Source organism: Bradyrhizobium sp. I71 (genome assembly GCF_022354745.1).
GTDB lineage: Bacteria > Pseudomonadota > Alphaproteobacteria > Rhizobiales > Xanthobacteraceae > Bradyrhizobium > Bradyrhizobium liaoningense.
This window is the reverse complement of record NZ_CP059398.1, coordinates 4,390,010-4,414,417: the sequence shown is the minus strand read 5'-3', so window position 1 is coordinate 4,414,417 and position 24,408 is coordinate 4,390,010. Positions and strand designations below refer to the sequence as shown.

At 64.8% G+C, this 24,408-nt stretch carries 24 protein-coding genes; 11 read left to right on the top strand and 13 right to left on the bottom strand.

Features of this window, described 5'->3' with window-relative positions; translation table 11 throughout:
- Nucleotide 1: 1 nt before the first annotated feature.
- Nucleotides 2-3,175, bottom strand: a complete 3,174-nt coding sequence (locus FJV43_RS21320; RefSeq protein ID WP_239620628.1) for an autotransporter domain-containing protein — start codon at nt 3,173-3,175, stop codon at nt 2-4.
- A 369-nt stretch (nt 3,176-3,544) separates the two neighbouring features.
- Here FJV43_RS21320 and FJV43_RS21315 point away from each other — a divergent pair, with 369 nt between their 5' ends.
- The 6 genes from FJV43_RS21315 (at nt 3,545) to FJV43_RS21290 (ending at nt 9,671) form a co-directional block, all read left to right on the top strand.
- On the top strand, nt 3,545-4,576 hold the full coding sequence (locus tag FJV43_RS21315; protein ID WP_239620627.1) for a helix-turn-helix domain-containing protein: 1,032 nt from the start codon (nt 3,545-3,547) through the stop codon (nt 4,574-4,576).
- 301 nt (nt 4,577-4,877) lie between these two features.
- Entirely contained in the window at nt 4,878-6,005 is a 1,128-nt protein-coding gene (locus FJV43_RS21310) for a TRAP transporter substrate-binding protein (RefSeq protein ID WP_239620625.1), read from the top strand.
- A 115-nt stretch (nt 6,006-6,120) separates the two neighbouring features.
- Nucleotides 6,121-6,723 (top strand): TRAP transporter small permease subunit, encoded by a 603-nt coding sequence (locus FJV43_RS21305; protein WP_239620623.1) that lies wholly within the window; start codon nt 6,121-6,123, stop codon nt 6,721-6,723.
- Nucleotides 6,720-8,069, top strand: coding sequence for a TRAP transporter large permease subunit (locus FJV43_RS21300; RefSeq protein ID WP_239620621.1), 1,350 nt, complete (start codon nt 6,720-6,722; stop codon nt 8,067-8,069). Before FJV43_RS21305 ends, FJV43_RS21300 begins: the two co-directional genes overlap by 4 nt.
- A 31-nt stretch (nt 8,070-8,100) precedes the next feature.
- Nucleotides 8,101-9,501, top strand: coding sequence for an amidase (locus tag FJV43_RS21295; protein ID WP_239620620.1), 1,401 nt, complete (start codon nt 8,101-8,103; stop codon nt 9,499-9,501).
- On the top strand, nt 9,498-9,671 hold the full coding sequence (locus tag FJV43_RS21290; RefSeq protein WP_239620618.1) for a hypothetical protein: 174 nt from the start codon (nt 9,498-9,500) through the stop codon (nt 9,669-9,671). The genes FJV43_RS21295 and FJV43_RS21290 overlap by 4 nt, the downstream gene beginning before the upstream one ends.
- 44 nt (nt 9,672-9,715) lie before the next feature.
- Here the strand turns inward: FJV43_RS21290 and FJV43_RS21285 are convergent, their stop codons facing one another.
- From FJV43_RS21285 to FJV43_RS21260, 6 genes are all read right to left on the bottom strand, one after another.
- The gene (locus tag FJV43_RS21285) at nt 9,716-10,684 is read right to left on the bottom strand and encodes a dipeptide ABC transporter ATP-binding protein (RefSeq protein WP_239620612.1); all 969 of its coding nucleotides are present in this window, start codon (nt 10,682-10,684) and stop codon (nt 9,716-9,718) included.
- Nucleotides 10,681-11,676, bottom strand: coding sequence for an ABC transporter ATP-binding protein (locus FJV43_RS21280; protein ID WP_131868950.1), 996 nt, complete (start codon nt 11,674-11,676; stop codon nt 10,681-10,683). The genes FJV43_RS21285 and FJV43_RS21280 overlap by 4 nt, the downstream gene beginning before the upstream one ends.
- The gene (locus tag FJV43_RS21275; protein WP_239620611.1) at nt 11,676-12,593 is read right to left on the bottom strand and encodes an ABC transporter permease; all 918 of its coding nucleotides are present in this window, start codon (nt 12,591-12,593) and stop codon (nt 11,676-11,678) included. Before FJV43_RS21275 ends, FJV43_RS21280 begins: the two co-directional genes overlap by 1 nt.
- The gene (locus tag FJV43_RS21270; RefSeq protein ID WP_239620609.1) at nt 12,559-13,518 is read right to left on the bottom strand and encodes an ABC transporter permease; all 960 of its coding nucleotides are present in this window, start codon (nt 13,516-13,518) and stop codon (nt 12,559-12,561) included. Before FJV43_RS21270 ends, FJV43_RS21275 begins: the two co-directional genes overlap by 35 nt.
- A gap of 30 nt (nt 13,519-13,548) precedes the next feature.
- Nucleotides 13,549-15,339, bottom strand: coding sequence for a peptide ABC transporter substrate-binding protein (locus FJV43_RS21265; RefSeq protein ID WP_239620606.1), 1,791 nt, complete (start codon nt 15,337-15,339; stop codon nt 13,549-13,551).
- 260 nt (nt 15,340-15,599) lie between these two features.
- Entirely contained in the window at nt 15,600-17,018 is a 1,419-nt protein-coding gene (locus tag FJV43_RS21260; RefSeq protein WP_239620605.1) for a M20 family metallopeptidase, read from the bottom strand.
- Nucleotides 17,019-17,297: 279 nt separating this feature from the next.
- Between FJV43_RS21260 and FJV43_RS21255 the strand changes: the two genes are divergently transcribed.
- From FJV43_RS21255 to FJV43_RS21245, 3 genes are all read left to right on the top strand, one after another.
- Nucleotides 17,298-18,269: a S1C family serine protease gene (locus FJV43_RS21255; protein ID WP_239620599.1), complete on the top strand. Its 972-nt coding sequence runs from the start codon at nt 17,298-17,300 to the stop codon at nt 18,267-18,269.
- Nucleotides 18,270-18,310: 41 nt separating this feature from the next.
- Nucleotides 18,311-19,381, top strand: coding sequence for a phospholipase (locus FJV43_RS21250; RefSeq protein ID WP_239620598.1), 1,071 nt, complete (start codon nt 18,311-18,313; stop codon nt 19,379-19,381).
- An 81-nt stretch (nt 19,382-19,462) separates the two neighbouring features.
- Nucleotides 19,463-19,669 (top strand): hypothetical protein, encoded by a 207-nt coding sequence (locus tag FJV43_RS21245; protein ID WP_018316294.1) that lies wholly within the window; start codon nt 19,463-19,465, stop codon nt 19,667-19,669.
- A gap of 77 nt (nt 19,670-19,746) precedes the next feature.
- On the opposite strand, the gene FJV43_RS21240 is transcribed toward FJV43_RS21245, so the two are convergent.
- From FJV43_RS21240 to FJV43_RS21220, 5 genes are all read right to left on the bottom strand, one after another.
- A complete protein-coding gene (locus tag FJV43_RS21240) occupies nt 19,747-20,409 on the bottom strand; it encodes a DsbA family protein (RefSeq protein ID WP_239620592.1) in 663 nt (220 codons plus the stop codon).
- Between the two features lie 86 nt (nt 20,410-20,495).
- Complete coding sequence (locus FJV43_RS21235) at nt 20,496-21,218, bottom strand: LrgB family protein (protein ID WP_239620590.1); 723 nt, start codon at nt 21,216-21,218, stop codon at nt 20,496-20,498.
- A complete protein-coding gene (locus FJV43_RS21230; RefSeq protein WP_239629535.1) occupies nt 21,215-21,598 on the bottom strand; it encodes a CidA/LrgA family protein in 384 nt (127 codons plus the stop codon). The genes FJV43_RS21235 and FJV43_RS21230 overlap by 4 nt, the downstream gene beginning before the upstream one ends.
- A gap of 34 nt (nt 21,599-21,632) precedes the next feature.
- Nucleotides 21,633-22,118, bottom strand: coding sequence for a PaaI family thioesterase (locus FJV43_RS21225; RefSeq protein WP_239620588.1), 486 nt, complete (start codon nt 22,116-22,118; stop codon nt 21,633-21,635).
- A 3-nt stretch (nt 22,119-22,121) separates the two neighbouring features.
- Nucleotides 22,122-22,550, bottom strand: coding sequence for an acyl-CoA thioesterase (locus FJV43_RS21220; RefSeq protein ID WP_239620587.1), 429 nt, complete (start codon nt 22,548-22,550; stop codon nt 22,122-22,124).
- A 107-nt stretch (nt 22,551-22,657) separates the two neighbouring features.
- On the opposite strand from FJV43_RS21220, the gene FJV43_RS21215 reads away from it, so the two are divergent.
- Nucleotides 22,658-23,206 carry a TetR/AcrR family transcriptional regulator gene (locus FJV43_RS21215; protein WP_239620585.1) on the top strand — a complete coding sequence of 183 codons (549 nt, stop codon included), beginning with the start codon at nt 22,658-22,660 and terminating at the stop codon, nt 23,204-23,206.
- A 146-nt stretch (nt 23,207-23,352) separates the two neighbouring features.
- On the opposite strand, the gene FJV43_RS21210 is transcribed toward FJV43_RS21215, so the two are convergent.
- Nucleotides 23,353-23,844, bottom strand: coding sequence for a hypothetical protein (locus tag FJV43_RS21210; RefSeq protein ID WP_239620583.1), 492 nt, complete (start codon nt 23,842-23,844; stop codon nt 23,353-23,355).
- A gap of 200 nt (nt 23,845-24,044) precedes the next feature.
- Here FJV43_RS21210 and FJV43_RS21205 point away from each other — a divergent pair, with 200 nt between their 5' ends.
- Entirely contained in the window at nt 24,045-24,347 is a 303-nt protein-coding gene (locus FJV43_RS21205; RefSeq protein WP_239620581.1) for a PsiF family protein, read from the top strand.
- Nucleotides 24,348-24,408: the final 61 nt, after the last annotated feature.

The window sequence follows — 24,408 nt, the reverse complement described above, 5'->3', positions numbered from 1 at the left end:
CTCACCAGCCGTAGCGAACGCTGCCCTTGCCGGCGTAGCTGTGGGTGACGCTGGAGAACTCGCCTTCGAAAGTGGCCGCCGCCGACCAGCCGTTCGGCCATCTCATCTCGACCGAAGCCGTCGTGAGCGCGGCGTCGCGCGCCTGCGCCGCGCCGTTGACGACGAAGCTTGCGACCGGCAACGCCTGAAAGGTTGCGGCCGCCGCACGATCGGGATTGAAATCATGCGCCCAGGCGACACGGCCGCGCAGGGCCCACACGCCATCCTGAATCGGAAACGACCTGTCGGTACGCAGGCCGAGCTCGCTGCGGCTGTCGGTCACGCTTTTCGCGGCGTAGCTCAAGGCGAATGCCGACGAGCCGGAGACGGCCTGTTCGGCATAGCCGGGGAGATCGAGCGTCGTGAACTGTATCGCGCCATAAGGCGTAAGGCCAATTCCGCCGATCCATGACGCGACCACGCGATAACCGCCTTCGAGACGACCGGAATACGCATGGGCGTCGAACGCGGCGCGCAGGCGATCGGTGCCGGCGATCGTCACCGTGCGATCGGTGGTCATGTTCTGCCAGCCATAGGCCAGCGCGGCGGAAACGTAGGCCGGGCCGTTCGCGTGGTACAGATATGCGCCGGCCTGGAGCAAATCGGAGCGGCCGGAGCCGAGACCGTTGACGTCGAAGCCGGTGCCACCGCCGGCGAGCGCGAAGCCGAGCTTCGTGCTCGGCGCGAGCCAATAGTCCGCGCCGACAGCCGTACCCGCGATGCGGCTCGTCGTGTCGTTGGAACCATCCCTCGCACTGCCATGGGTCGATTGCGATCCGCCGAAGCCGGCAGCCCACACGCTCCAGCGCTGCACAAATCCCTGCGCCGGCGCCTTGGCGAGCATGGCAAAGGCGTCGGTGCGCTTGCGGGCGGCATAGGCGCTCGACTGAAAGTCTTCGGCAAGTGCAGCCGCGCTGTTCGCCGGACCCGGCCCGCTCTCCCGTTGCGCGAAGGGATCGGTGAGCAGGCCCATGAACTGACTCATCGCGCTGATCGTCGTCTGTTGCGTGGCCGTGCCTTGTTCGCCGGAGGCTTGCGTCAGCCCTGCCGCCGTCATGCGGCCGTAGATCAACGGAATGCCGCCGTTGACGTCGAAGGAATGGACCAGTGCATTCGCCACCGCCTGCTGATTGCCACTCAGGCCGGAAGCCGGCGGCGGGACGAAGGCGAGCGACAGGTCGAGATAGGCGTTGTTCGCATCGTAGCTGAGATCGGTCTTGAAGTTCGCCGGCAGATTGCTGCTGACAACCGTCGAGGCAAAGGTGCCGGAGATGCCGCCGCCCGCGCTGAGGATGGTGTATCTCTTCTCGATATAGCTGCCGGCCGCAAACACCGCGTTCACGGTGGCGCCGCCGAGGGTTGCGGTGCCAGATACGCTTGCGGAGGACGCCGTCGACGGATTGACCTGGACCTGATAGATCGCGCCCGGCTGCAGGGCGATATCGCCGACAATGCTCGTGACGCTGCCGGGCGTGCCGTTGCCGGGCGCCAGGGTGCCGCCGCCGGCGATCGTCACCAACAATGGATCGATCGTGCCCGCTCCCATCAGCACGCCACCGGCATTCACCGTGACTGAAGAGGTGCCGGTGATGGTTCCTTCGACGTCGAGCACACCACCATTCACGGTCGTGGCCCCGGTATAGCCGTTGTTGCCGACCAACATGGTGAAGCCGGCCGTCGTCGTCAGGCTCGCGGTCCCGCCGATGCCATTGAGGACGCCTCCGGTCGACGTGACGGGCGCGTTCAGATTGCCGTTGCGGATCGTGCCTCCGTTGAGGCCGACCGCACCCTGGGTCTGCGCCGTGCCGCCCAGATCGAGCGTGGCACCGCTGTTGACCGTGGTCGTCCCGCCGGCGTCGCCCAGCGTGCCGGCGCCGCTCAAGGCCAGCGTGCCGCCGCTGACGAAGGTGCCGCCGCTGTAGGTGTTGGCTCCGGTCAGCGTCAGCGTGCCCAGCCCCGTCTTGGTCAGGGCCCCCGTGTTGATGATCTGTCCGGACAACGTCGCATTGAAGCCGTTGGTGTCGATCGTGCCGCCGCCCGCCAGCAGCGAAATCGTCCGCGCGGTGCTGAAAGCGCCCGTGAAGCGCAGCGCACCGCCATAGAAGTTGACGTATTGCCCGAAACTCAGCGCCGAGAGCGCGGCGTCGCTGCCAGCCGAGACCGCCCCACCCGCCGCAACGATGACGTTCGGTCCAATGAAGGCCGCACCGGAAGTGCCGTTGTCCGCGATCGGCATCGAGGGGGAGGATACGATCGTGTTCGTGGCGGTATCCAGCACGTAAAACCCGGCGCCGGTCGTGATGTAGGCGCGACTTCCGTCGGGCGTCAGGGACACTCCGACGCCGTGGCTGGACAGGGCGACGTTTGCCGTGACGGTGTTCGTCAGTGCATCGATCACCACGAGCACGTTGGTCTGCGTCGTTACGTAGATCCGCGACCCGTCAGGGCTGACTGCAACATGCAGCGGGAGCCCGGAGATCGAAACCGTCGTGACCACCGATTGCGAGGCCGCATCGATGACCGAGACGCCACCGCCTTGATTGGCCACGTAGATCCGGCTTCCATCCGGAGACACGGAGATGCCGGAGGGGCCGCCTCCGACCGCGACCGCGCCGATGACGGTTTTCGACGCGGCGTCGATGATCGAAACGCTCGCGGAGCCCTCGTTGGCCACATAGACCCGGGTCCCGTCCGGCGAGACGACAACGCCGTAAGGGACTGCACCAACTGCGATGGGTGAACCGACCACGAGATTGGTCGCGGTGGAGATCACCGTGACGGAATTGGCCCCGGAGGACGTCACATAGAGGCTCGAGCCATCAGGGCTGAGCGCCAATCCTGCCGGCCCGACGGCGACGGGTATGGTCGCGACAACCGTCCGGCTGACGACGTCGATGACGTCCACCGCGCCGGACATGGCAGCGACATAGGCGAAACGGCCATCGGCCGAAAACACTGCGGCGTGAGGATAGGCGCTCGTCGCAAAAGCGGACCCGATCGGAGCGTTGGTCAGAGTGCCGAACTCGATCGCCTGCCCCGGCGTGCTGTTGATTGCGGTCCAAAGCCCGTAATTGTCGATTTGCGCGCGGCTGGCGGAGGTCGAGCCGAGATACGGCAGGACCAGGATGGCGAGCATCCCGCAACCTCTCATTGTCCGGCGACGACGGCAGCTGCGCGAACGTCGTTGCCGACGATCGGCGCCCTCAATTCCCATTGATCCCACGCGGTAACCCCATTCCGACGGCGCGGGCCGCATGGCGCGCTCGCATTCCAGAGACGAAAGAATCTCTAACAGGACGGCACGCCGGGTGATGTGCCCAGCGTCTCAGCAAGACAGAATCTATGCGGATCTCGCACGAGTTGCATCTATCATTGCGAACAACCCGCCTCTCGCTTGCGCACTGATTTCCGAATGGCTACATCCAGAGCCGAGATCGGGAAATCAGTTGTGTGCGGTCTTTCCGCATCGTGAGGGGATGTGGACGACACAGCGTTGACCGGGAGCATGGCAGCCGACAATCCCGGGCGCGGTCCGGAGGCGCTCGCGCACTTGCGGGCCATGACGGCCGACATCTGCGAGGTCGTTCCGCGTACCGCGGAGAACGATTTCCATGTCACCACGGTGACATGGATGACCCGCAACGCCTTGCTGATCGACACGCGTGCCTCCGACCAGGACTATGACCGCACGCCCGCGCACGTCGCCCGCGGCGTCATGGATCATTTTCAGATCACCCTCTGCGTCGAAGGCGAGATGCAGTTCAGCTCGGGCCGGCGCGAGGTCGCGCTGCGACCCGGCGACATCGTTCTCATCGACATGGCGCAACCGAACCGGACGGCGCTGCGCGCCGGCGGCGGCCGCACCCATCTGATGACGATCGTCCTGCAGCGCGCGATGCTGGCGCCGCGGCTCGCATATCCGGATGCGGCGACGGCAACCCTATTGCCGTCGGACCACCCTCATGCCCGCCTGCTCGCGAGCCACTATGCCGCGCTTGGTCTGCCGTCCGAGCCCGGAACGGAAACCGGGATCGGCAATGCCGAGGCCACGGTCGAGGCGATCGCCGACCTCGTGGCGGCCGCGGCCGGCGGGACGGCCGAAATCGTCGCGGGCCTCGAGCGCGCCGAGCGCCATCTTTACCTCACGATGATCAAGCGCCACATCGCGAACAATCTCGACACCGATGCGCTCGCCAGCGAGGGGCTCTGCCGCCACTTCCATATCTCGCGCGCGACGCTCTACCGGCTGTTCGAGGCCGAGGGCGGGCTTGCGCATTATGTACGGGAGCAGCGGCTCAATCTCGCATTCCGGCGGTTGATATCGCCGTCCGCGCAGGACGGCCGTCTGATCGAGCTCGCCGTCGACATGCGCTTCAGCAGCGATTCCACCTTCATTCGCGCATTCCGCCGCAAATTCGGCCTGACGCCGGGCGAATTGAGGGATCTGGCCGACACATGGCTGCGCGAGACCGGAGCGGTGCCGGCCATCGACACGGTGCTGCACCAACTGGCCCGGCGGCGCGCATCGCAGCCCTAATCTAGTCAGCCAACCCTTCCGTCCGGCCTTCCGCGCTGCCAGCTTCTCTTCGGCGGTGCACGCAGCTTTCCGAAGTCTGAGAGAACGTCTGCATTTGCTGCGCTGCGACACGCGACGGTTATGCGACTCCTGCAAACCAAAAGCTCGCCGACATCCAAAATGCGACATCGCGCAGCTTGTCGGATGCCGGCAATGCGTCCAGACTGTGATCAAAGTCGCTGGAATGCGGCACGCCCCCAGCGGTTAAAAACGAAGCGCACCGAAACGCGTTCGAACAACCAGGCCGCCAGGGAGGACGTCCATGACTGCAAAGTCTGAAAAGACCAGAACAACTCGTCGCAAATTCCTGCTGGCCGCCGGCGCGACCGGCGCTGCTGCCATCGCCATGCCGCAAGTCAGCCGGGCGCAGACAGTGACCATGAAGATGCAGGGCTCGTGGGGCAAGGCCGATGTCTTCAACGAGATGGCCGAAGACTATGTAAAGCGCGTCAACGAGATGGCCGGGGGCCGGCTCCGCATAGACTATCTGGTCGGCGGCTCGGTCGTGCATCCATTCCAGGTGTTCGACGGCGTTCATGGCGGCCAGATCGACGCAGCACACACGGTGACGGTCTACTGGTACGGCAAACACAAGGCAGCATCGCTGTTCGGGACAGGTCCCGTGTTCGGCTTCAACGCCAACGAAGGCCTCGGCTGGATCCACAACGGCGGCGGCAAGGAGCTGTTTGAGGAGCTTCAGACCCAGATCATGAATGTCAACATCAAGAGCTTCTTCGCCATGCCGATGCCGACCCAGCCGCTCGGCTGGTTCAAGAAGCCCATCACCAGCGACGCGGATCTCAAGGGCTTGAAGTATCGCACGGTGGGCCTTGCCGCCGATCTCTTCCAGGCGATGGGTGCATCCGTCGCGCAGCTACCCGGCGGCGAGATCGTGCCCGCGATGGAGCGCGGCGTGATCGACGGGTTCGAGTTCAACAATCCGACCTCGGACCGGCGCTTCGGCGCACAGGATGTCGCCAAGAACTACATGATGGGCAGCCACCATCAGGCGACGGAATATTTCGAGATCATGTTCAACCGGACCAAATTCAACGCGTTGCCGAAGGAACAGCAGGCGATCCTGCAATACGCAGCCGAAGCTGCTTCCTCCGCCAACGAATGGAAAGGCATGGACTATTATTCCAAGGACCTGCAGGAGCTCATCAACAAGGACAAGGTCAACGTCGTGCGGACGCCGAAGTCGGTGTTCGACGCGCAGATCAAGGCGTGGGACGGTCTGATCGCCCAGCTCGGCGCGGATCCGTTCATGAAGAAGGTGATGGAATCGCAGAAGGCCTGGGTACGCCGCGTGGTTTACTACAACATGAACAACGCGACCGACTACCGCGGCGCCTTCGAGCATCACTTCCCGGGCGTGCTCAAGGTGTGACGGCTGTCGCTGCGTATCGCGTGAGGCCGTATCGTGAGGGGCGGCGCATTGAAGCGCCGCCCGCGAGTTGGGAGGGGGACATCCGGATGTACTGCTCGCAGCGAGTTCAGCTCGCATGACGAAATTCCTGTTCTTCATCGACGAGCTCAGCACGTGGGTCGGCAAGGCGTTCGCCTGGCTGATTCTCGTCCTTACACTGGGTGTCAGCTACGAGGTATTCGTGCGCTACGTGCTGCGTGCGCCGACCACCTGGGCTTTCGACATCAGCTACATCACCTATGGCGCGATGTTCCTGATGGCCGGCGCGTATACGCTCTCGCGCAACGGCCATGTGCGTGCCGACGTGGTCTACCGCCTCTGGTCGCCGCGCACCCAGGCGACGATGGACCTCGTCCTGTATATCCTGTTCTTCCTGCCGGCGATCGCCGCGCTGATGTATTCGGGCTGGAACTACGCCCAGATGTCGGTCCGCTTCCGCGAAGTCAGCATCTTCAGTCCGGCCGGCGTGCCGGTGTTTCCGCTGAAGGCGCTGATCCCTCTCACCGGTTTCCTTCTGTTTCTGCAAGGGGTCGCTGAGATCATTCGCTGTGTGCTGTGCATCCGCACCGGCCGATGGCCGCAACGCCTGCACGACGTGGAAGAGACCGAGAGCCTCGTCATCCGCGAACATCAGCAGCACGCGGCTGAGCCGCAGAGCGGGAAGGGACCAGACGCATGACCGATCCTCAACTCGGCATGCTGATGCTGGGCCTCTTCATCTTCATCATCATGCTCGGCTTCCCGATCGCGTTCACGCTGATGGCGATGGGTGTCTCGTTCGGCTACTATGCCTACTATACCCCCGGTCAGGACTTCTTCCAGAACCGTATCTTCACGCTTCTGGTGCAGAAGACGTTCGAGGTCACATCCAGCGATGTGCTGGTTGCGGTTCCGCTGTTCCTGTTCATGGGCTATCTGATCGAGCGCGCAAACATTCTCGACCGCCTGTTCTACTCGCTGCAATTGTCGATGAAGAACGTGCCGGGCGCGCTGGCGGTGGCAACGCTGATCACCTGCGCGATGTTCGCGACCGCGACCGGCATCGTCGGCGCGGTTGTCACGCTGATGGGCCTGCTGGCCTTGCCGGCGATGCTGCGCGCCGGTTACGACGTCAAGCTGTCGGCAGGCGTCGTCTGCGCCGGCGGCTGCCTCGGCATCCTGATTCCGCCGAGCATTCTGCTGATCGTCTATGCGGCAACCGCCGGCGTTTCGGCGGTCAAGCTTTATGCGGCCGCTTTCTTTCCGGGGTTCCTGCTGGCCGGACTCTACGTCCTCTATGCGATGGCGCGCGCGATCATCAATCCCGCGCTGGCGCCGAAGCTGCCGCCCGAGCAGACCAACGTGCCGCTCAGCACGGTAATCTGGGCGCTCGCCACATCGTTCCTGCCGCTGGCGCTGCTGATCGTCTCGGTGCTCGGCGCGATCCTGCTCGGCCTGGCGACGCCGTCCGAGGCGGCCGCGGTGGGCGCCCTCATGAGCATCGTTCTGGCCGCCGCCTATCGTTCGCTCAACTTCACGATGATGCGCGAATCGGTCTATCTGACCGTGCGTGCCACCGCGATGGTCTGTTACCTGTTCATCGGGTCGTGGACGTTCTCCGCGGTGTTTGCGGTCCTCGGCGGACAGACTGTGGTCGAGCAGTTCTTCGCCGCGCTGAACCTGTCGCCGATCGGCTTCCTGCTGTTGACCCAGGTGATCATCTTCCTGCTCGGCTGGCCGCTGGAATGGACCGAGATCATCATCATCTTCGTGCCGATCTTCCTGCCGCTGCTGCCCCAATACGGCATCGATCCGATCTTCTTCGGCATCCTGGTGGCACTGAATACGCAGACGGCGTTCAACACGCCGCCGGTCGCGATGGCGGCCTTCTATCTGAAGGGCGTGGCGCCACCTCAGGTGAAGCTGACCGACATCTTCTCCGGCGCGCTTCCCTTCGTCGGCCTGGTCTTCCTCACCATGGCACTGGTCTACATCTTCCCGGGGATCGCATTGTGGTTGCCCACCTATCTCTATGGATCGCGATGAGCGGGACCGGCAAGCCGCCGAAAGGTTCCGCATGAGTCTCAGCGCGCTCGGCCTCATGGAGGCTGCGGCCGGCATCCGCGACGGCCGGCTCAGTTCGGAAGAGCTCGTCGGCGACTGCCTCAAGCGCATCGACGAGGTCGATCGCGATATCCAGGCGTGGGCATTTCTTGATCGCGACCACGCGATGCGGCAGGCCGAGGCTGCTGACGATCATCGTAAGCACGGCAAGGCTATCGGCCCGCTGCATGGCGTGCCCGTGGGCGTCAAGGATATATTCGACACCGGCGACATGCCGACGGCATTCGGATCGGAGTTGTGGGCCGGACGCACGCCGCGGCGCGATGCGGCGGCCGTGGCGCGGCTGCGGGCGGCCGGCGCCGTGATCCTCGGCAAGACGGTGACCACCGAGTACGCGTACTACAATCCGGGCAAGACCCGAAATCCGCACAACCCGGATCACACGCCCGGCGGATCGTCCTCCGGCTCCGCCGCGGCCGTCGCGGCGCTGATGGTGCCAGGTGCTGTCGGCTCGCAGACCAACGGCTCGGTGATCCGTCCTGCCGCCTTCTGCGGCGTGGTCGGTTTCAAGCCCTCGCATGGCCTCATTCCGCGCAGCGGCGCACTCGAATTGTCGCGCACACTCGATCATGTCGGCGTGTTCGGGCGCAACGTGGAGGACGCGGCCCTGCTGGCCGAGGTCATGGTCGACTTCGACCGGGAGGATTTGGACACGCGGCCTGTTGCGCGCCCGCCATTGTCTGCGGTAGCGGCGAGCGAGCCGCCATTGCCGCCGCGATTTGCCTTCGTGCGCTCTCCGGTCTGGGATCAGGCCGAGCCAGTGACCCGTGAGGCCTTTGCTGAGCTCGTCGAGGCTTTGGGCGAGGCGTGCAGCGAAGTCGAGCTTGGGTCGAGCTTCGATACAGCCGTCGATATGCACCGTGTCATCATGGAAGTTGATATGGCGCACAATCTGCGGCGCGACTACCAGCGAGGCGGCGACAAGCTGAGCACGCCTCTACGCCAGGCGATCGAGCGCGGCCGCGCCCATCTCGCGGTGGATTATTGCAGCGCTCTGGCCGGGATTGCGCCGCTCAACCAGGCTCTGGACCACATTTTCGACGAATACGACGCCGTCCTGACGCCTGCGGCGCCGGGTGCGGCGCCCGGCATTGAAACGACCGGCAACCCGGTTTTCTGCACGCTCTGGACCTATCTCGGCGTACCCGCCATCAGCCTGCCATTGATGCGTTCGGAAGCCGGCCTTCCGCTGGGCGTCCAGCTCGTCGGCCGCCGCGGCAACGATGCCCGCCTCTTGCGTACGGCGCGCTGGCTCGTCAAGACTATCGGGCGCACACGTGGCAGCGCTCGGCGCAACGTCCCAAACGCCGGGACGAACTCGGCTCCCCGCGCGGAGAAAAGGAACGTGCGATGACCAATCTGATCACCGGACTCATCGGCCTCGCGCTCATGATGACATTTCTTGGGTTTCTGGTGGTTTGGATCAAGGCCATTCCGCTCATCGTCATTGTGGTTGGCGTGGTGATCCTGGCGGTGGTCGATTTCGTCCAGTCACTGCGGACGACGAACGGCACGCTTCGCTGAGCACCGGCGCAAAACCGTCCTCGCAAGGCCGTCGCGCTGCACCATCACGCCAGGTGGCATGCCACGAGGTGACCGTTCGCCCCCTCCTTCAGCACCGGCGCGCTCTCCGCGCAACGCGGCTGGGCGATCGGGCAGCGGGTGTGGAAGTGACAGCCCGACGGCGGCTTCATCGGGCTCGGCACGTCGCCCTTGAGGCGGATGCGCTCGCGCTTCAGCTTGGGATCGGGCACCGGCACCGCCGACAACAGCGCCCTGGTGTAGGGATGCTGCGGATTGCGGTAGAGATCGCTCGCCTTCGCCAGCTCCACGATGCGTCCGAGATACATCACTGCGACGCGATCGGAGATGTGCTCGACCACCGAGAGATCGTGCGCGACGAACAGATAGGTGAGGTTCAACTCGGCCTGAAGATCTTCCAGGAGGTTGATCACCTGGGCCTGGATCGACACGTCGAGCGCGGAGACCGGCTCGTCGCAGACGATCAGCTTCGGCTCGACCGCGAGCGCGCGCGCGATCACGATGCGCTGGCGCTGCCCGCCGGAGAACTCGTGCGGATAGCGCCGCATGTGCTCGGCCTTGAGCCCGACCTTGACCAGCAGGCTCGCGACGCGCTCCTCGCGTTCCTTGGCGGAGGTCGCGAGATTATGGATGGTGAAGGCCTCGCCGAGGATGGCGCCGACCGTCATGCGCGGATTGAGCGAAGCGAACGGGTCCTGGAACACCAGCTGCATGTTCCGCCGCATCGCGCGCAGATCGTTGCCGCCGAGCTTGCGCACATCCTGGCCGTCGAAGGTGACCTCGCCGTCGGTCGGCTCGATCAGGCGCAGCACGCAACGCCCCGTCGTCGACTTGCCGCAACCGGATTCGCCGACGAGACCGAGCGTCTCGCCGCGATTGACCGAGAACGACACGCCGTCGACAGCGTAGACGGTGCCGACCTGGCGCGACAGCAGGCCGCCGAGCACGGGGAAGTGTTTCTTCAGGCCGCTGACGCGCAGCAACGGTTCGCTCATGCCGCGCCTCCCAGGCTGGTATCGCCCAAGTGACAGGCCATGCGATGGCCGGGCGCGACCTCGCGCAGCAGCGGCTCCTTCTCGGTGCAGACGTTCATCGCGAACTTGCAGCGCGGGGCAAAGCGGCAGCCGACCGGCGGATTGATCAGGATCGGTACCGAGCCGCCGATCGCCTCCAGCCGCGTCTTGTGCTCGCTGTCGAGGTCGATGCGCGGGATCGAGCGGATCAACCCTTGCGTATAGGGATGGCGGGGATCGCCGAAGAGTTCGTCGACGGCCGCCTCCTCCACCACCTTGCCGGCATACATCACGACGACGCGCTGCGCCGTCTCGGCGACGACGCCCATGGCATGGGTGATCAACATCACCGCCATGCCGAAGCGTTCCTTCATGTCCTGCAGGAGGTCGAGGATCTGCGCCTGGATGGTGACGTCGAGCGCGGTGGTCGGCTCGTCGGCGATGATCAGCTTCGGCTTGCAGGCGAGCGCCATCGCGATCATCACACGCTGGCGCATGCCGCCGGAGAACTGGTGCGGATAATTGTGCACGCGACCTTCGGCATTGGGGATCTGCACCAGCTTCAGCATCTCGATGGTGCGTTCCAGGGCCTGCTTTCTCGTCACCGCCTCGTGGCGGCGCAGGCTCTCAGCGATCTGCTCGCCGATGGTGAGCACCGGATTGAGCGAGGTCATCGGCTCCTGGAAGATGAAGCCGATCTCCTTTGCGCGGATCTCGTCGAGCTGATTGCTGGTCAGCGGCACGAGATCGCGCCCCTCGAAAATGATCTGGCCCGCCGCGATCCGGCCCGGCGGCATCGCGATCAGCTTCAGGATCGACATCGCGGTGACGGTCTTGCCGCAGCCGGACTCGCCGACGACGCAGAGCGTCTCCCCCCTGTTGATGGAGATGTCGACGCCGTCGACGGCCTGGAGGATACCGTCGTCGGTGGAAAAGTGGGTTTTCAGGCCCTTGATCTCGAGCAGCGGCGCCATCAGATCACCCGTCGCGCATCGAGCGCGTCACGCAGGCCGTCGCCGATGAAGTTGATGGCGACCACCGCGATGAAGATCGCGCCGCCCGGAAACAGCGCCCAGTGCGGGCCGATATCGAGGAAATCCTTGGCATCGTACAGCAGTCGGCCCCAGGTCGGGGTATCAGGCGGAAAGCCGAGGCCGAGGAAGGACAGCGTCGATTCCGCGATGATGGCGGCCGCAACGTCGATGGTGCCGGCGATGATCACCGGACCGAGCGCATTTGGCAGGATGTGCTTGACCACCTGCCGCAGCGGACTTGCACCGAGCGCACGTGCAGCCTCCACGAATTCCTTTTCGCGGATCGACAGGAACTGCGCGCGCACCAGGCGCGCGACCGGCATCCAGCGGAGCCCCCCGATCACCAGCACGATCAGGATGAAGATGCCGCCCTCGGGGCCGAACACCTGCTTCAGCCCGTCGCGGAAGAGATAGATCAGCAGCAAGAGCAGCGGCAGCTGCGGCAGCGACAGGAACAGATCCGTGAGCCACATCAGGCCATGGCCGAGTGCGCCGCGCGACATGCCGGCCAGCGCGCCGATCAGCACGCCGATAAAGACCGAGACCAGCATCGCGGCAAGGCCGACGGCGAGCGAGATGCGCCCGCCATAGATCATGCGGGCGAGGATATCCTGCCCGAGATCGTCGGTGCCGAACGGATGGGCCGGCGACGGCCCCTGCATACCCGCCACAATGTCGATCTCGTCGATCTTGACCCGCCAGACGAACGGACCGAACACCACCGCCAGGACAAGAACCAGGAGCAGGAACGCGCTGACGACGGCAAGCTTGTGGCGGCTGTAGCGCCGCCACGTCTCGCGCCAGGGCGAGTAGACCCGCCGCTCAGCGGAGGGAGATGCGAGGGTCAAGCCAGCCATAAAGGACGTCCGCGATGAGATTGAACAGCACGACCAGGCACGCGAAGACGAAGGTGACGGCCATCACCACCGGCGTGTCGTTGGAAAGGATGGAGGAGATCAGCAGCGAGCCGATGCCGGGAATGCGGAAGATCTGCTCGGTGACGATGGCGCCGCCGAACACCGCGGGCATCTGCAACGCGATCAGCGTCACGACCGGGATCATGGCGTTGCGCATCACGTGCTTGACGATGACCGTGGCCTGGCCAAGCCCCTTGGCACGCGCCGTGGTGACGTAGTCGAGCCGGATCACGTCGAGCATCGCCGAACGGACGAAGCGTGTCATCGACGCCGCCTGGAACAGGCCGAGCACCGCCACCGGCATGATCGCCTGCCTGATCATCTCCAGCACCCAGCGGATACCGGTCGCCTTGATGTCGGTGGTATAGACGAACGGCAGCCAGTCCAGCGTGATCGAGAAGATCAGGATGAACAGAATGCCGGTGAAGAAGGTCGGAAGCGAGAAACCGACGAAGGCGAGCGTGTTCGCGACCTGATCGAACAGCGAATAGGGCTTCGTCGCGGCGTAGACGCCGACGGGAATCGCGATCAAGAGCGCCAGGATCTGCGCCGAGCCGATCACGTAGAGCGTGGCCGGCAGGCGCTGGAGGATCAACTGGTCGACGTCCATCCGGCTGACGAAGGAGAAGCCCCAGTCGCCGTGCAGCATGGCGTTGAGCCAGTGCAGGTAACGAAGGTAGATCGGATCGTCGAGGCCGAACTTGGCCCGAAGCGCGGCCTGCACTTCGGGTGGCACGTTCGGGTTGGTCGCCAGTTCAGAGAACGGATCGCCGGGGGCGAGCGCAAGCACGACGAACAGCACGACCGAGATTCCGAGCAGGCTCGGAATCGCGATCAGGAGGCGACGCAGGACGTATTGACTCATGAGGGAAAGCCCCCGTCTAGCGCTGGGGGATCATTCCTCGCGGTACCAGTCGAACAGGTTGTCGGTTTCGTTGGCCCAACCCGAGATCACCGGACGCAGGTTGTTCGCGGCCGCCTCCACCTTGAGACGATGCATCACGGGGATGAACACCGTGTCTTGCCACATCAGATCGTTAGCCTTGATATAGAGCGCCGCGCGCTTGACCGGATCCATCTCCATATCGGCAGCGTTGATCATCGCGTCATAGTCCTTGTTGACCCAGCGCGGGAAGTTCGTGCCCTGCCACTTGTTCTCCTTGGTCGCGACGCTGGTGGACAGGTAGCGGCGCATGTGCTGCGACGGATCCGGTTGGCTGAGCGGGATCTGGAACATCTCGATGTCGGCGTAGAACTTCGGATAGGTGTCGGGGTTGGCGACGTCGGAGGAGAAAAACACCGAAGCTACCACCGACTTCAGCTCGACCTCAATGCCGGCCTTCTGGCAGGCCTGCTTGACGATGGCCTGGGTCTTCTGGCGCGGACCATTGATGGAGGTCTGGTACAGGATCTTCAGCTTCTTGCCGTCCTTCTCGCGGATGCCGTCGGCACCGGGCTTCCAGCCGGCGTCGTCGAGCATCTTGGCGGCCTTCTCGATGTTGAATTCCCAGCTCGTGTTCTTGGAGACGAACTTTTCAGGGCCGTTGAGGAAGTTCGCCGTGGTGCGGCCGGCGCGGCCGTAGATCGCCTTCTTGACGGACTCGCGATCGACCAGCAGCGACAGCGCCTTGCGCACGACGGGATCCGAGAACAGCGGATGCTTGGTCTTCATCGACGAACGTTCGCCATCGACCTCGACGTTCGGATCGGTGAAATTGAGCGCGATGAACTCGGTATCGCCGCCGACGGCATAGACGGTCTTGCCCTTGCCGCCCTTTTCCAGGCGCAGCAGCACGTCGTCCTCGACCTGGATATTCCAGCCGAAATCATACTCGCCGGTCTGGATCACGGCGCGTGCCGCCGAGACGGCGTCACCGCCGCCCTTCATCTCGAGCGTATCGAAATAGGGCCGGTTGGCCATGTGATAGTCGGAATTGATCACGCCGCGGATGAGATCGCCCGGCTTGAACTCGACGAACTTGTAGGGCCCGGTCCCGACAGGCGCGAGGTTGGTCGGAGCCTCCCGCGATTTGGAGCCGATGAAATCGGCAAAGAGATGCTTCGGCAGGATTTGCCCGGTCGCACCGACGAAGGCGTCGGCCCAAAATGGCGTCGGTTTCGGGAAGGTAATCTTGACCGTGAGATCGTCGATCTTCTCGACAGTGAGGTCGCGATAGGTTGCGATGGTCACGGCCGCAGTGGCCGGATCCTTGATGTACTGCCACGTGAACACGAGATCATCGGCCGAGAACGGCTTGCCGTCGTGCCACTTCACGCCGGGCTTCAGCTTCCACGTCACCGACTTGCCGTCGGCGGCCAGCAGGCCGTTCTGGGTCGAGGGAATTTCGGACGCCAGCACCAGCTTCATGTTGCCGTCCGGATCCCAGCAGGCGAGCGGTTCGTAGAACAGGCGCGAGCCGTCCTGGTCCTTGGTGCCGGTGGCGAAATGCGGATTGAGCAAGGTCGGGCCCTGCCACCACAACAGCTTCAGCGCACCGCCGCCGCCGCGTTTGGTCGGCTTGTAGGTGGACGCGCCCTGGGCCATGGCGACACCGCCGAGCGCGAGGATCTGGTTGGCCAGCGGTGCGGTCAGGCCGACGGCGGCCATGCGCTGGATGAAGGCGCGGCGATCCATCCGCCCGTCCTTCACCTGGCCGATCATCGAACGCAGTTCTTTATCCAGCATGGTTGTCCCCCGTCTGGTTCCGACATGGATGCAGGCGGCCGCAAGAGGCGACCGCCGGGTTTGGCTGGCGGTAGATGGCACACCGAATGGGGTACACGTCAACTGGGACCGTGTGTATGCAAACGGTCTTCTGGCTGTCCGTTGGGCAAAATCGCGTTCCGCAGCCCATCCGTTCGGCAATCCAGCATCAAAACGTGCTGGATTGCGCGCTGCACTGCGGAAAATTTGTTCGCCGCATCCGACGAAGTATCGAGGTGCAATTACCCGACGGACATGTCGAGCGGCGGCGCGACGTGATCCGGCAGCGGACAGATGTAAGGTGTCTTGGCCGTCCGCTTTTGAAGATCCGCCTTGGCGGCCTTGATCAGCTCCGGTTCCGTCAGCGCCTTGATCCCGAGACCGGCCATCGCCTTTGCCGCCTGGACCATGGCCTTGTGGGCATGTGGGCTCTTGCCCTGCGCGACCACCTGCCAGGTGTGGAAGGGCGTGCCGATCGCAACCGTGGGTGCGTGCACCTGCACGGTCGGCACCACCCAGCTCACGTCGCCGACATCGGTCGAACCGACCAGCGGGTTGCGCTTGGCATCGAGCGGCACCAGGAAGTCGGCCAGCGGCCGGTCGGTCGGCTCCATGCCGATCGCATAATAGACCGACGAGATGTCCTTGTCGCTCAGCGTCGCACGGATCTGGCTGGCAAAGCTCTTGTCCGCGTCGTCGAAATGCGGCGGTCCGAGTTCTTCCATCAGCTGGTGCAGCGCCTGCTCCAGCGGCGCGTTCGGCAGGATGTTGGAGACCGCGGAGATGATCTTCATCTCGACTTTGGTCTCGGTCATCAACGCGGCGCCCTGCGCGATCTTGGAGACGCGCTCGACCAGCTCGTTCATGCCGGGAAGGTCACGGGCGCGAATCGAATAGCGCACGCGCGCATGCGCCTGCACCACGTTCGGCGCGATGCCGCCGGTGTCGAGCAAAGCGTAGTGCACGCGGGCATCGCTCGGCATGTGCTCGCGCATGTAGTTCACGCCGACATTCATCAATTCCACCGCATCGAGCGCCGAACGGCCGAGATGCGGCGAGGCGGCCGCATGCGAGGTACGGCCGGTGAAGATGAAATCCGCGCGCGTGTTGGCGAGCGACGGCGTCACCGCGACTTCCCAGAAACTGTGCGGATGCCAGGTGATGGCGATGTCGGCGTCTTCGAACGCGCCGGAGCGCACCATGAAGGCCTTTGCCGCGCCGCCTTCTTCCGCAGGGCAGCCGTAATAGCGCACGCGGCCCGGCACCTTGTTCTCGGCCAGCCAGTCCTTCACCGCGGTCGCGGCGAGCAGCGCGGCGGAACCGAGCAGATTGTGACCGCAACCATGGCCATGGCCGCCGGTCTCGACCGGGCGATGCTCGGCGACACCCGCCTCCTGGCTGAGGCCCGGCAGCGCGTCGTATTCACCCATGAAGGCGATGACCGGACCACCCTCGCCCCACTCGCCCGTCACCGCGGTCGGGATGCCGGCGACGTTCTCGGTGATCCGGAATCCCTGATGGCGCAGCTCGGCGAGATGCTCGGCGGCGGACCGCGCCTCGGTGTAGCAGACCTCAGGCATGCCCCAGACCCTGTCGCTGAGGTCGATGAAACGTGTCTTGATCGTATCGATGCCACGCCAGATGTCGCTGCGGTTGTCCATGCTTGTCGTCCGTGATCCCAAGGTCAAACGAAGCGGCAATGGTTAGCAGCTTCGCCATGCGACGCCTAGCATTCCGCCGGACAGCAGCCATGCGGCCCGTGCCGGATCGCACGGACGCCCAATCCACGAGGGATCTTTCGCGCCTTTCGAAGATTTCACGCGGCGTTCTCCGGAATAGTTGGCGACGAGGCTTTCAAGACGGCCTGCCCCGGCCTAAATTATGCTTGCTCGTCGTTCCGCTAGCCATACCGGAGCGATGCTCTCAGCCAGGAGAACTCCATGCCCGCTCTGACCGAATGGAGAGTGCCGCCGGCCAACCAGCCGCGGGCGAGCGACTACGGCTTCGACCTCGACCGCGCGCTCGCATCCATCGTCGGCTTGCACGCCATCGTCCCGCCGGATGCCTTCAGCGCCGAGACGCTGGGCACCGAACGCGCCGGCAACGGCGTCGTGATCGACGACGGGCTGGTGCTCACGATAGGTTATCTCATCACTGAGGCAGAGACGGTCTGGCTGCACCGCGCCGACGGACGCGTGGTGGAGGGTCATGCGCTCGGCTTCGATTCCGAGACCGGGTTCGGGCTGGTGCAGGCGCTCGGCCAGCTCGACGTCGCGCCGCTGCCGCTCGGCTCGTCGGCGGCAACCCGGATCGGCGATCGCGTCGTGGTCGGCGGCGCCGGCGGGCGCACGCGCTCGGTCGCAAGCCAAATCGTGGCCAAGCAGGAATTCGCCGGCTACTGGGAGTATCTGCTCGATGAGGCCATCTTCACCTGTCCCGCACATCCGAACTGGGGCGGCACGGCCCTTCTCAACGAACGCGGCGAGTTGATCGGCATCGGCTCGCTCCAGCTCGAGCGGGAACGTGACGGCAAGGCCGAGCACGTCAATATGATCGTGCCGATCGACCTCTTGAAACCGATCCTCGAGGACTTGCGCAAATTCGGCCGCGTCAACAGGCCGGCGCGGCCCTGGCTCGGACTCTTCTCGACCGAGATCGACAACCGCGTGGTGGTGATCGGGATCTCCACCAACGGCCCGGCCGCCCGGGCCGAGCTCAAGACCGGCGATGTCATCCTCGCTGTGGACGGCGAGAAGGTCGCGAGCCAGAGCGCCTTCTACAGGAAGATGTGGACGCTCGGCGCTGCCGGCGTCGACGTGCCGCTCACAGTGCATCATGAAGGCGTCACCTTCGACGTCACTGTGACGTCGACCGATCGCTTCAAGCTCCTGAAGGCGCCGAAGCTGCACTGACCCCAAGGACTGATCCCAAAGGCTTGAGGAAGAAGCGGGCGATGACCGAAGCTGTGGTGGACGACATCGTTGCCGTGCTGCCACCGTTGCTCAATGCGCTGGAAGCACTCGGCTTCTTCCAGCGGCATTTGCACCCGCCGGCCTTCGCCGCGGTGATGAACGCAATCGGCACACCTGACGAGGCGCTGCAGGCGGCACGAGCGGCGATCGGCGACTGGCCTGAACGGTTCGCCGGCTTGCGTGAACGGCTCGATCGCGCCTGCGACGAGGCCCTCGCCGCCTTTGCCGGGATCCGCGAGGTCCAGCGAGGCAATGGCGATCTCGTCGCGGTCTTCCGGGCCCTGCGCCATGTCCCCCGCGCGCAGGAGGCGCTCTATCCGCTGGCAGTGCAGTTCCCGCCCGTGAGCAGCTTCTTTCTCAACGCCGCCAATCGCGAGAATCACGATCTGCTGTCGCGACTTGAAGCCGGCGCGGGCGAGCACACCGGCATCTTCCACGATCACAATGAGCCCGGCAGCCGTGGCGGCTTCTCAGCCTATGTGCCCGAATACTACGTGCCCGGCCGGCCAATGCCGCTGGTGATGGCGCTGCATGGCGGCAGCGGCAACGGGCGCGGCTTTCTGTGGAGCTGGCTGCGCGACGCGCGCAGTCTCGGCGCGGTCCTGGTGGCGCCGACCGCGACCGGCCCGACCTGGGCTCTGATGGGCGACGACACCGACACGCCGAACCTCATGCGCATCCTCGAGACGGTGCGCGGCCGCTGGAGCATCGACGCCTCGCGCATGCTTCTGACCGGCATGAGCGACGGCGGCACCTTCTGCTACGTCACCGGGCTCGACGGCGCCTCGCCGTTCACTCATCTCGCGCCTGTCGCGGCGACCTTTCATCCGCTGATGGCGGAAATGGCGGACGCAACGCGCCTGCAGGGCCTGTCGGTCTTCATCACTCACGGCAAGCTCGACTGGATGTTTCCGGTGCAGACCACACGGCAGACGCAGGCGGCGCTCTCCACCGCCGGCGCCAATGTCACCTACCGCGAGATCGACGACCTCAGCCACACCTATCCGCGCGAGATCAATGCGGAATTGCTGCAGTGGCTGAATGGAGGATGAACGACCTCTCCTTAGATGCGCCGCATGGCCGGGGAACCATCACTCCGGGCCGACGTTATCGCCCGTCACCGGAGGTTCGCCATGCAGACTTTTTTCGGAATGATCCTGGGCGCATTGCTGCTTGCAGGCGGCGTCTACGTCTATGATTCCATGCAGACGTCGTCGGTCGCCAATGGCGAGGTCGCGACCACCAATCGCACCATCGTGAACTGGGATGTCGCCAAGGCCGATTGGGACGCACTGCGCGACCGCGCGCACAAGGACTGGGTCCGGATCTCGTCGAAGTAATATCGCCCGACATGAATGAGGCGCCGTCGCGATCTCCGCGGCGGCGCCTTTGTGTCGGCTACGATCAAAGATGCGCGTCAGTTCATCTTGGCCTTGCGGGCATCGGCGATGACCTGCTCGAACTCGGACATGCTGAGCACGCCGGGCACACGGTACTTGCCGACGATGAATGACGGCGTACCACTGAAACCGAAAGCTTCAGCCTGCTCGTTGTTGCGCTTGAGGATGGCGTCGATGTCCTTGGCGTGGCCGGTGAGATCGCGCTTCAACCGGTCCATGTCGACGCCGGCGGCCGCGAGCAGCTCGTTGATGCGCGGCTCGGTCAGGCGCGAGCTGACGCCCATCATGGCGTCATGGGCCTGATGGTACTTGTCCTGGAATTTCGCCGCCAGCGCAGTCCGCGCCGCCGTGACCGACACCGGTCCGAGGATCGGCCAGTCCTTCATCACCAGCCGCACCTTGCCATCGTCCAGGACGACCTGGCGCAGCTCGGGTTCGAGCTTGCGGCAATACGGGCAATTGTAGTCGGACCATTCGACGATCGTGATGTTGCCGGCGGGATTGCCTGCGACGGGTGTGTCGGGATCGCGCAGCACCTTGGCTTCGGTCAGCACCTCGTCCTCACCGGTCGCCGCGCGCGCAAGGTTGATCCCGCTCGCTGCGACGGCGCCCGCTCCGATCAACGTCAGCGCCGCACGCCGGGTCGGCATCAGACGGCCCTTGTTCCCAAATTCGGTCATATCTTGTCCCGTTTCGGCCCCATCACCGCAAATACGGCTCAGGACCAGGAAATGTTACGGACATATAGAGCCTCGCGGCAGCGATGTCATCGCACCAGCAGTGTGACTGCCAGCGGGACCAGGAACGAGGTCACCAAGGCGTTCAGGCTCATGGCGATGCCGGAAAAGACGCCGGCAATCTCGTCGACCTGGAACGCGCGCGCGGTGCCGATGCCGTGCGCGGCAAGGCCGGCGGCGAAGCCGCGAGCCCGATAATCGGTGACGCCGGTGCGGTTCATCAGCGGGGTCACGATGATGGCGCCCATGATGCCGGTGAGGATGACCGCGACGGCCGCCAGCGAAGGATCGGCATGCAGGGATTCGGCGATACCCATGGCGACGCCGGCGGTGACTGATTTCGGCGCCAGCGACAGCACCACGTCGCGCGGCAGGCCGGCAAGTTCGGCCAGCAACACGACCGACACCACCGCGGTGACCGAGCCCGCGACCAGCGCCACCAGCATCGGAACGATCGATGAGACGACGCGCTTGCGGTTCTCATAGAGCGGCACCGCGAGCGCGACGGTCGCCGGCCCCAGCAGGAAGTGCACGAACTGCGCGCCGGCGAAATAAGTCGTGTAGGAGGTGCCGGTCAACAGCAGGAACGCGCCGATGATCCACATCGCGTGCAGCACGGGATTGGCCAGCGGATGACGCCGGGTCGCCAGCGAGACCGCGTCCGTGGTCGCATAGACCAGCAGCGTCACGGTGAGCCAGAGCAGCGGCGATTGCGAGAGATAGACCCACAGCGAGAACGGATTGTCCTTCATCGCGCGTCCTGTTGCTTCAACAGGCGGCTGACGAGGCGAAAGGTCAGCACGGTCGCGAGCAGCGTGATGACCACGGACAGCGCGAGCACGAGAATGATGGCGATGCCGTGAGACGCGAGCAGATCGAGCTCCTGCACGACGCCAACGCCGGCCGGCACGAATAGTAACGAGAGATGGGCCAGCAGGCCCTTGCTCGCCGTCTCGACACCGTCATTGCGCAGCGGCCCCCGCGCGAGCAGCGCAAAGCGGTCGCGGGCGAGCAGCAGGATCAGAAGCAGCAGCAGACCGAGCACGGGTCCCGGCAACGGCAGGCCGAGCCCACGCACGACGGCTTCGCCGATCAATTGGCAGAGCAGGATGAGGCCGAGACTTGCAAGCATGACGATCGCATCAAGGGATGCGCTGGCACGCTTGTCAATCGCCGCCATGCGCAGACGTGCGCGGCACGTCCGCGGCCACTATGCGGGGCAGCATCGCCATCAAGGTCCCGGTCATGGTCGCGATCAGCGTGGTCTTGCCGTCATGCTCGGCAAATGCCTTGGCCTCGCAGAAGGTCAGCGTGCGGCCAGGCTTGACGACTTCGGCCCTGAAGACGAAGCGGTCGCCCCGGGCCGGCGCAAGCAGCGTGGTCTTGAACTCGACGGTGAGGATGTCGGCTTCGCGCGGCATCAGGGTGAAGGCGGCGACGCCGCAGGCATTGTCCAGGCCTGCCGTGATGATACCGGCGTGCACGAAGCCGTTCTGCTGCGTAAAGGCGGATGCATACGGCATCGCCAGTTCGACCTGACCCGGCGCCAGAGAGACGATCGATATGCCCAGCGTGCGCATCGCCGGCTGAGCGGCGAACATCGCGGTCGCGGCCGGGCGGTACTCGGGGTTTCTCGGCTCGAATGTGGCCATCGCTCAGGCCTCCGCCGGCTCGGAAAGGTGCGTCACGGCGATCCCCCGGATCGCATCGGCGAATGGTGCGGACTTCCGCAATTGACGGTCCATGTGCACGCCGGTGATCTCGCACGTCGCTGCGAGTTCGCCGGTCTCCGCATTCGTCATGTCGTGCCGGAAGCGGATCGACCTGTCGCGAAGCTCGAGCAGATGGCTGCGGATCTCGACGATGTCGCCGGCCAGCAGCTCGCGCCGGTAGGCGATGTTCTGCCGCACGGCGGCCATGCCGCGGCCGGAGCTGCGCAGATAGCTCGGCGTCAGGCCCAGGCGGGCGAACAGATTCCAGTTGGCCTCGTCGAACTTGCCGACATACCACATGATGTTCATGTGCCCGACGTGATCGCATTGCCACGGATAGACCGTGCCACGATAGGTCGCCTCCTGCTCCATCGCACTTCCTCCCGCAATTTCGTCTTTGATCGTTGATACGGTAGCGTATCAAACCCGAGTCGCGTTAGCAATACGGTACCGTATCAAGAGCCGGTGGGGTTTCCTTCATGAGTGACGGCAAGGGCGATGTCTGGGTCGAGGCAGGCTTTGCCGAGCTCGCCCGCGCGGGGGTCGAGGGCGTGCGGGTCGAGGTGATCGCCAAGAATCTTGGCGTCACCAAGGGCGGATTCTACCGCCGCTTTGCCGACCGCGCCGCGCTGCTCGATGCCATGCGGGAAGGCTGGCGCGAGGGACGCGTCGCCGCAATCGCGCAGCAGACCAGTCTCGACGGGCAAGAGCCCCGCGAGCGCCTGAAGGCTCTGATCCAGCTCTATTCCGAGCGGCTCAATCCGGAAGGAATGGCGATCGAGCTCGCGATCCGGCAATGGGCCCGCTCGGACGAGAACGCCGCGGCGGCGGTGGCGAGCGTGGACGCGGCGCGGCTCAAGCACGTCAGCGAACTCTATCGCGCGACCGGCCTTGCGGCCGAGGCGGCCGACGCGCAGGCGTTCCTGTTCTACTGCTTCATCTTCGGCCAGAGCCTGCTGTTCGTCGAGGGCGGCCCGCGCAAGCGGTCGCAGCTCGTGACGAACTCGGCCGAGAAGCTGCTCGGCTAGAGCCTTCCCGTTCCGATGGAATCGGAACGCGCTCCAGCTTCTTGTCTTGACGCGTTTTCTTGACGCGAACCGGTGTCCACTTCGCTCGAAAACGCTCCAGGCGAAATGGCCGGAGCGCTGCTCCGGCCATCGTCTCGATTCGAAGCTCAGGCGGCGCCCTTCAGCTTCTTGGTGCATTCGCTGTAATAGCCGCCGCCCTTCTGGATCCACTTCAAGCCGCCATTGCCGTTGGTGGCCTTGTTGGCGTTGTACTGGTCGACGCAGGTATGCAGCCGCGCCTTGCCGGGAGTCTCCTTGGCATATTTCGGATCGACCGCGTTCGGATAGACCGCCGGTCCGGCCGGCAGGGCCGGCGCGGCGGCGGGTGCCGCCTCCTTCGCCGCCTGCTTCGGCTCGGCAGGAGCGGTGGGCGCAGCCGGAGCAGCTGCGGTCGGTGCAGCGGCGGGCTTCGCATCGGCACCGCACTGGGCCTTGCGGAAGTCATTCCACTTCATGGTCCCGAGCGAGCCGTCCTTCTTGGCGGCCTGATATTTCGCGCCGCATTCCTGCGCGGTCAGTGCCTGCGCCGGCGCGCTCGCCAGCAATGCCGCGACACCGGACGCCGCAATCGCGCACAACAATCTTGTCTGAATGATCATCCCTGGGTCTCCTGCTTGGTCTTCCCCGACGGAAGTGAAACGAGGATTGCTATCCTAGCGTGTCGGCCGCTTGCGACAAGGATGCGATGGCTATCGCCGCCAAAATATAGTGATCCCATCGCTCAGCTCATTCATGTCGCGTTCAGCAATGCAGGCCGACGTTCCAGCCCTTCGTCATTCTCCCAAGCAGAGTGCAACACATGACCTTCACGTCTCGCCTCGCCGCCGTCGCCCTCGCCTCCCTGCTCGTCACCGGCACCGCCTTTGCACAGACCGCAGCGCCGGCAGCCAAGACCGAAACCAAGACCGATGCCGCCGCCACCGCCGACAAGATGGCGCCGAAGGAGCGTTCGGCCGAGTCGCTCGAATGCTCCAAGCAGGCGGACGCCAAGGGATTGAAAGGCAAGGAGCGCAAGAAGTTTCGCCGTGAGTGCAAGAAGGAAGCGAGGGCCGGCACCGCCGCTCCCGCCGCGCCCACCGCCCCCGCCGCAGACAAGAAGTAAGTCCGTCACGATCCTCCGCGAGCATCGGCGAGAGGCGCGCGCATTGCGGCATGACGAGCCT

Bases quoted from the DNA above. Each gene is read 5' to 3' on its own strand.
- FJV43_RS21255 (WP_239620599.1), top strand. From the start codon at position 17,298: ATGCCCGCTCTGACCGAATGGAGAGTGCCGCCGGCCAACCAGCCGCGG.
- FJV43_RS21320 (WP_239620628.1), bottom strand. From the start codon at position 3,175: ATGCTCGCCATCCTGGTCCTGCCGTATCTCGGCTCGACCTCCGCCAGC.
- FJV43_RS21295 (WP_239620620.1), top strand. From the start codon at position 8,101: ATGAGTCTCAGCGCGCTCGGCCTCATGGAGGCTGCGGCCGGCATCCGC.
- FJV43_RS21280 (WP_131868950.1), bottom strand. From the start codon at position 11,676: ATGGCGCCGCTGCTCGAGATCAAGGGCCTGAAAACCCACTTTTCCACC.
- FJV43_RS21265 (WP_239620606.1), bottom strand. From the start codon at position 15,339: ATGCTGGATAAAGAACTGCGTTCGATGATCGGCCAGGTGAAGGACGGG.
- FJV43_RS21205 (WP_239620581.1), top strand. From the start codon at position 24,045: ATGACCTTCACGTCTCGCCTCGCCGCCGTCGCCCTCGCCTCCCTGCTC.
- FJV43_RS21225 (WP_239620588.1), bottom strand. From the start codon at position 22,118: ATGGCCACATTCGAGCCGAGAAACCCCGAGTACCGCCCGGCCGCGACC.
- FJV43_RS21215 (WP_239620585.1), top strand. From the start codon at position 22,658: ATGAGTGACGGCAAGGGCGATGTCTGGGTCGAGGCAGGCTTTGCCGAG.
- FJV43_RS21270 (WP_239620609.1), bottom strand. From the start codon at position 13,518: ATGAGTCAATACGTCCTGCGTCGCCTCCTGATCGCGATTCCGAGCCTG.
- FJV43_RS21245 (WP_018316294.1), top strand. From the start codon at position 19,463: ATGCAGACTTTTTTCGGAATGATCCTGGGCGCATTGCTGCTTGCAGGC.
- FJV43_RS21315 (WP_239620627.1), top strand. From the start codon at position 3,545: ATGGCAGCCGACAATCCCGGGCGCGGTCCGGAGGCGCTCGCGCACTTG.
- FJV43_RS21285 (WP_239620612.1), bottom strand. From the start codon at position 10,684: ATGAGCGAACCGTTGCTGCGCGTCAGCGGCCTGAAGAAACACTTCCCC.
- FJV43_RS21230 (WP_239629535.1), bottom strand. From the start codon at position 21,598: ATGCTTGCAAGTCTCGGCCTCATCCTGCTCTGCCAATTGATCGGCGAA.
- FJV43_RS21305 (WP_239620623.1), top strand. From the start codon at position 6,121: ATGACGAAATTCCTGTTCTTCATCGACGAGCTCAGCACGTGGGTCGGC.
- FJV43_RS21260 (WP_239620605.1), bottom strand. From the start codon at position 17,018: ATGGACAACCGCAGCGACATCTGGCGTGGCATCGATACGATCAAGACA.
- FJV43_RS21300 (WP_239620621.1), top strand. From the start codon at position 6,720: ATGACCGATCCTCAACTCGGCATGCTGATGCTGGGCCTCTTCATCTTC.
- FJV43_RS21250 (WP_239620598.1), top strand. From the start codon at position 18,311: ATGACCGAAGCTGTGGTGGACGACATCGTTGCCGTGCTGCCACCGTTG.
- FJV43_RS21235 (WP_239620590.1), bottom strand. From the start codon at position 21,218: ATGAAGGACAATCCGTTCTCGCTGTGGGTCTATCTCTCGCAATCGCCG.
- FJV43_RS21240 (WP_239620592.1), bottom strand. From the start codon at position 20,409: ATGACCGAATTTGGGAACAAGGGCCGTCTGATGCCGACCCGGCGTGCG.
- FJV43_RS21310 (WP_239620625.1), top strand. From the start codon at position 4,878: ATGACTGCAAAGTCTGAAAAGACCAGAACAACTCGTCGCAAATTCCTG.
- FJV43_RS21290 (WP_239620618.1), top strand. From the start codon at position 9,498: ATGACCAATCTGATCACCGGACTCATCGGCCTCGCGCTCATGATGACA.
- FJV43_RS21220 (WP_239620587.1), bottom strand. From the start codon at position 22,550: ATGGAGCAGGAGGCGACCTATCGTGGCACGGTCTATCCGTGGCAATGC.
- FJV43_RS21275 (WP_239620611.1), bottom strand. From the start codon at position 12,593: ATGGCTGGCTTGACCCTCGCATCTCCCTCCGCTGAGCGGCGGGTCTAC.
- FJV43_RS21210 (WP_239620583.1), bottom strand. From the start codon at position 23,844: ATGATCATTCAGACAAGATTGTTGTGCGCGATTGCGGCGTCCGGTGTC.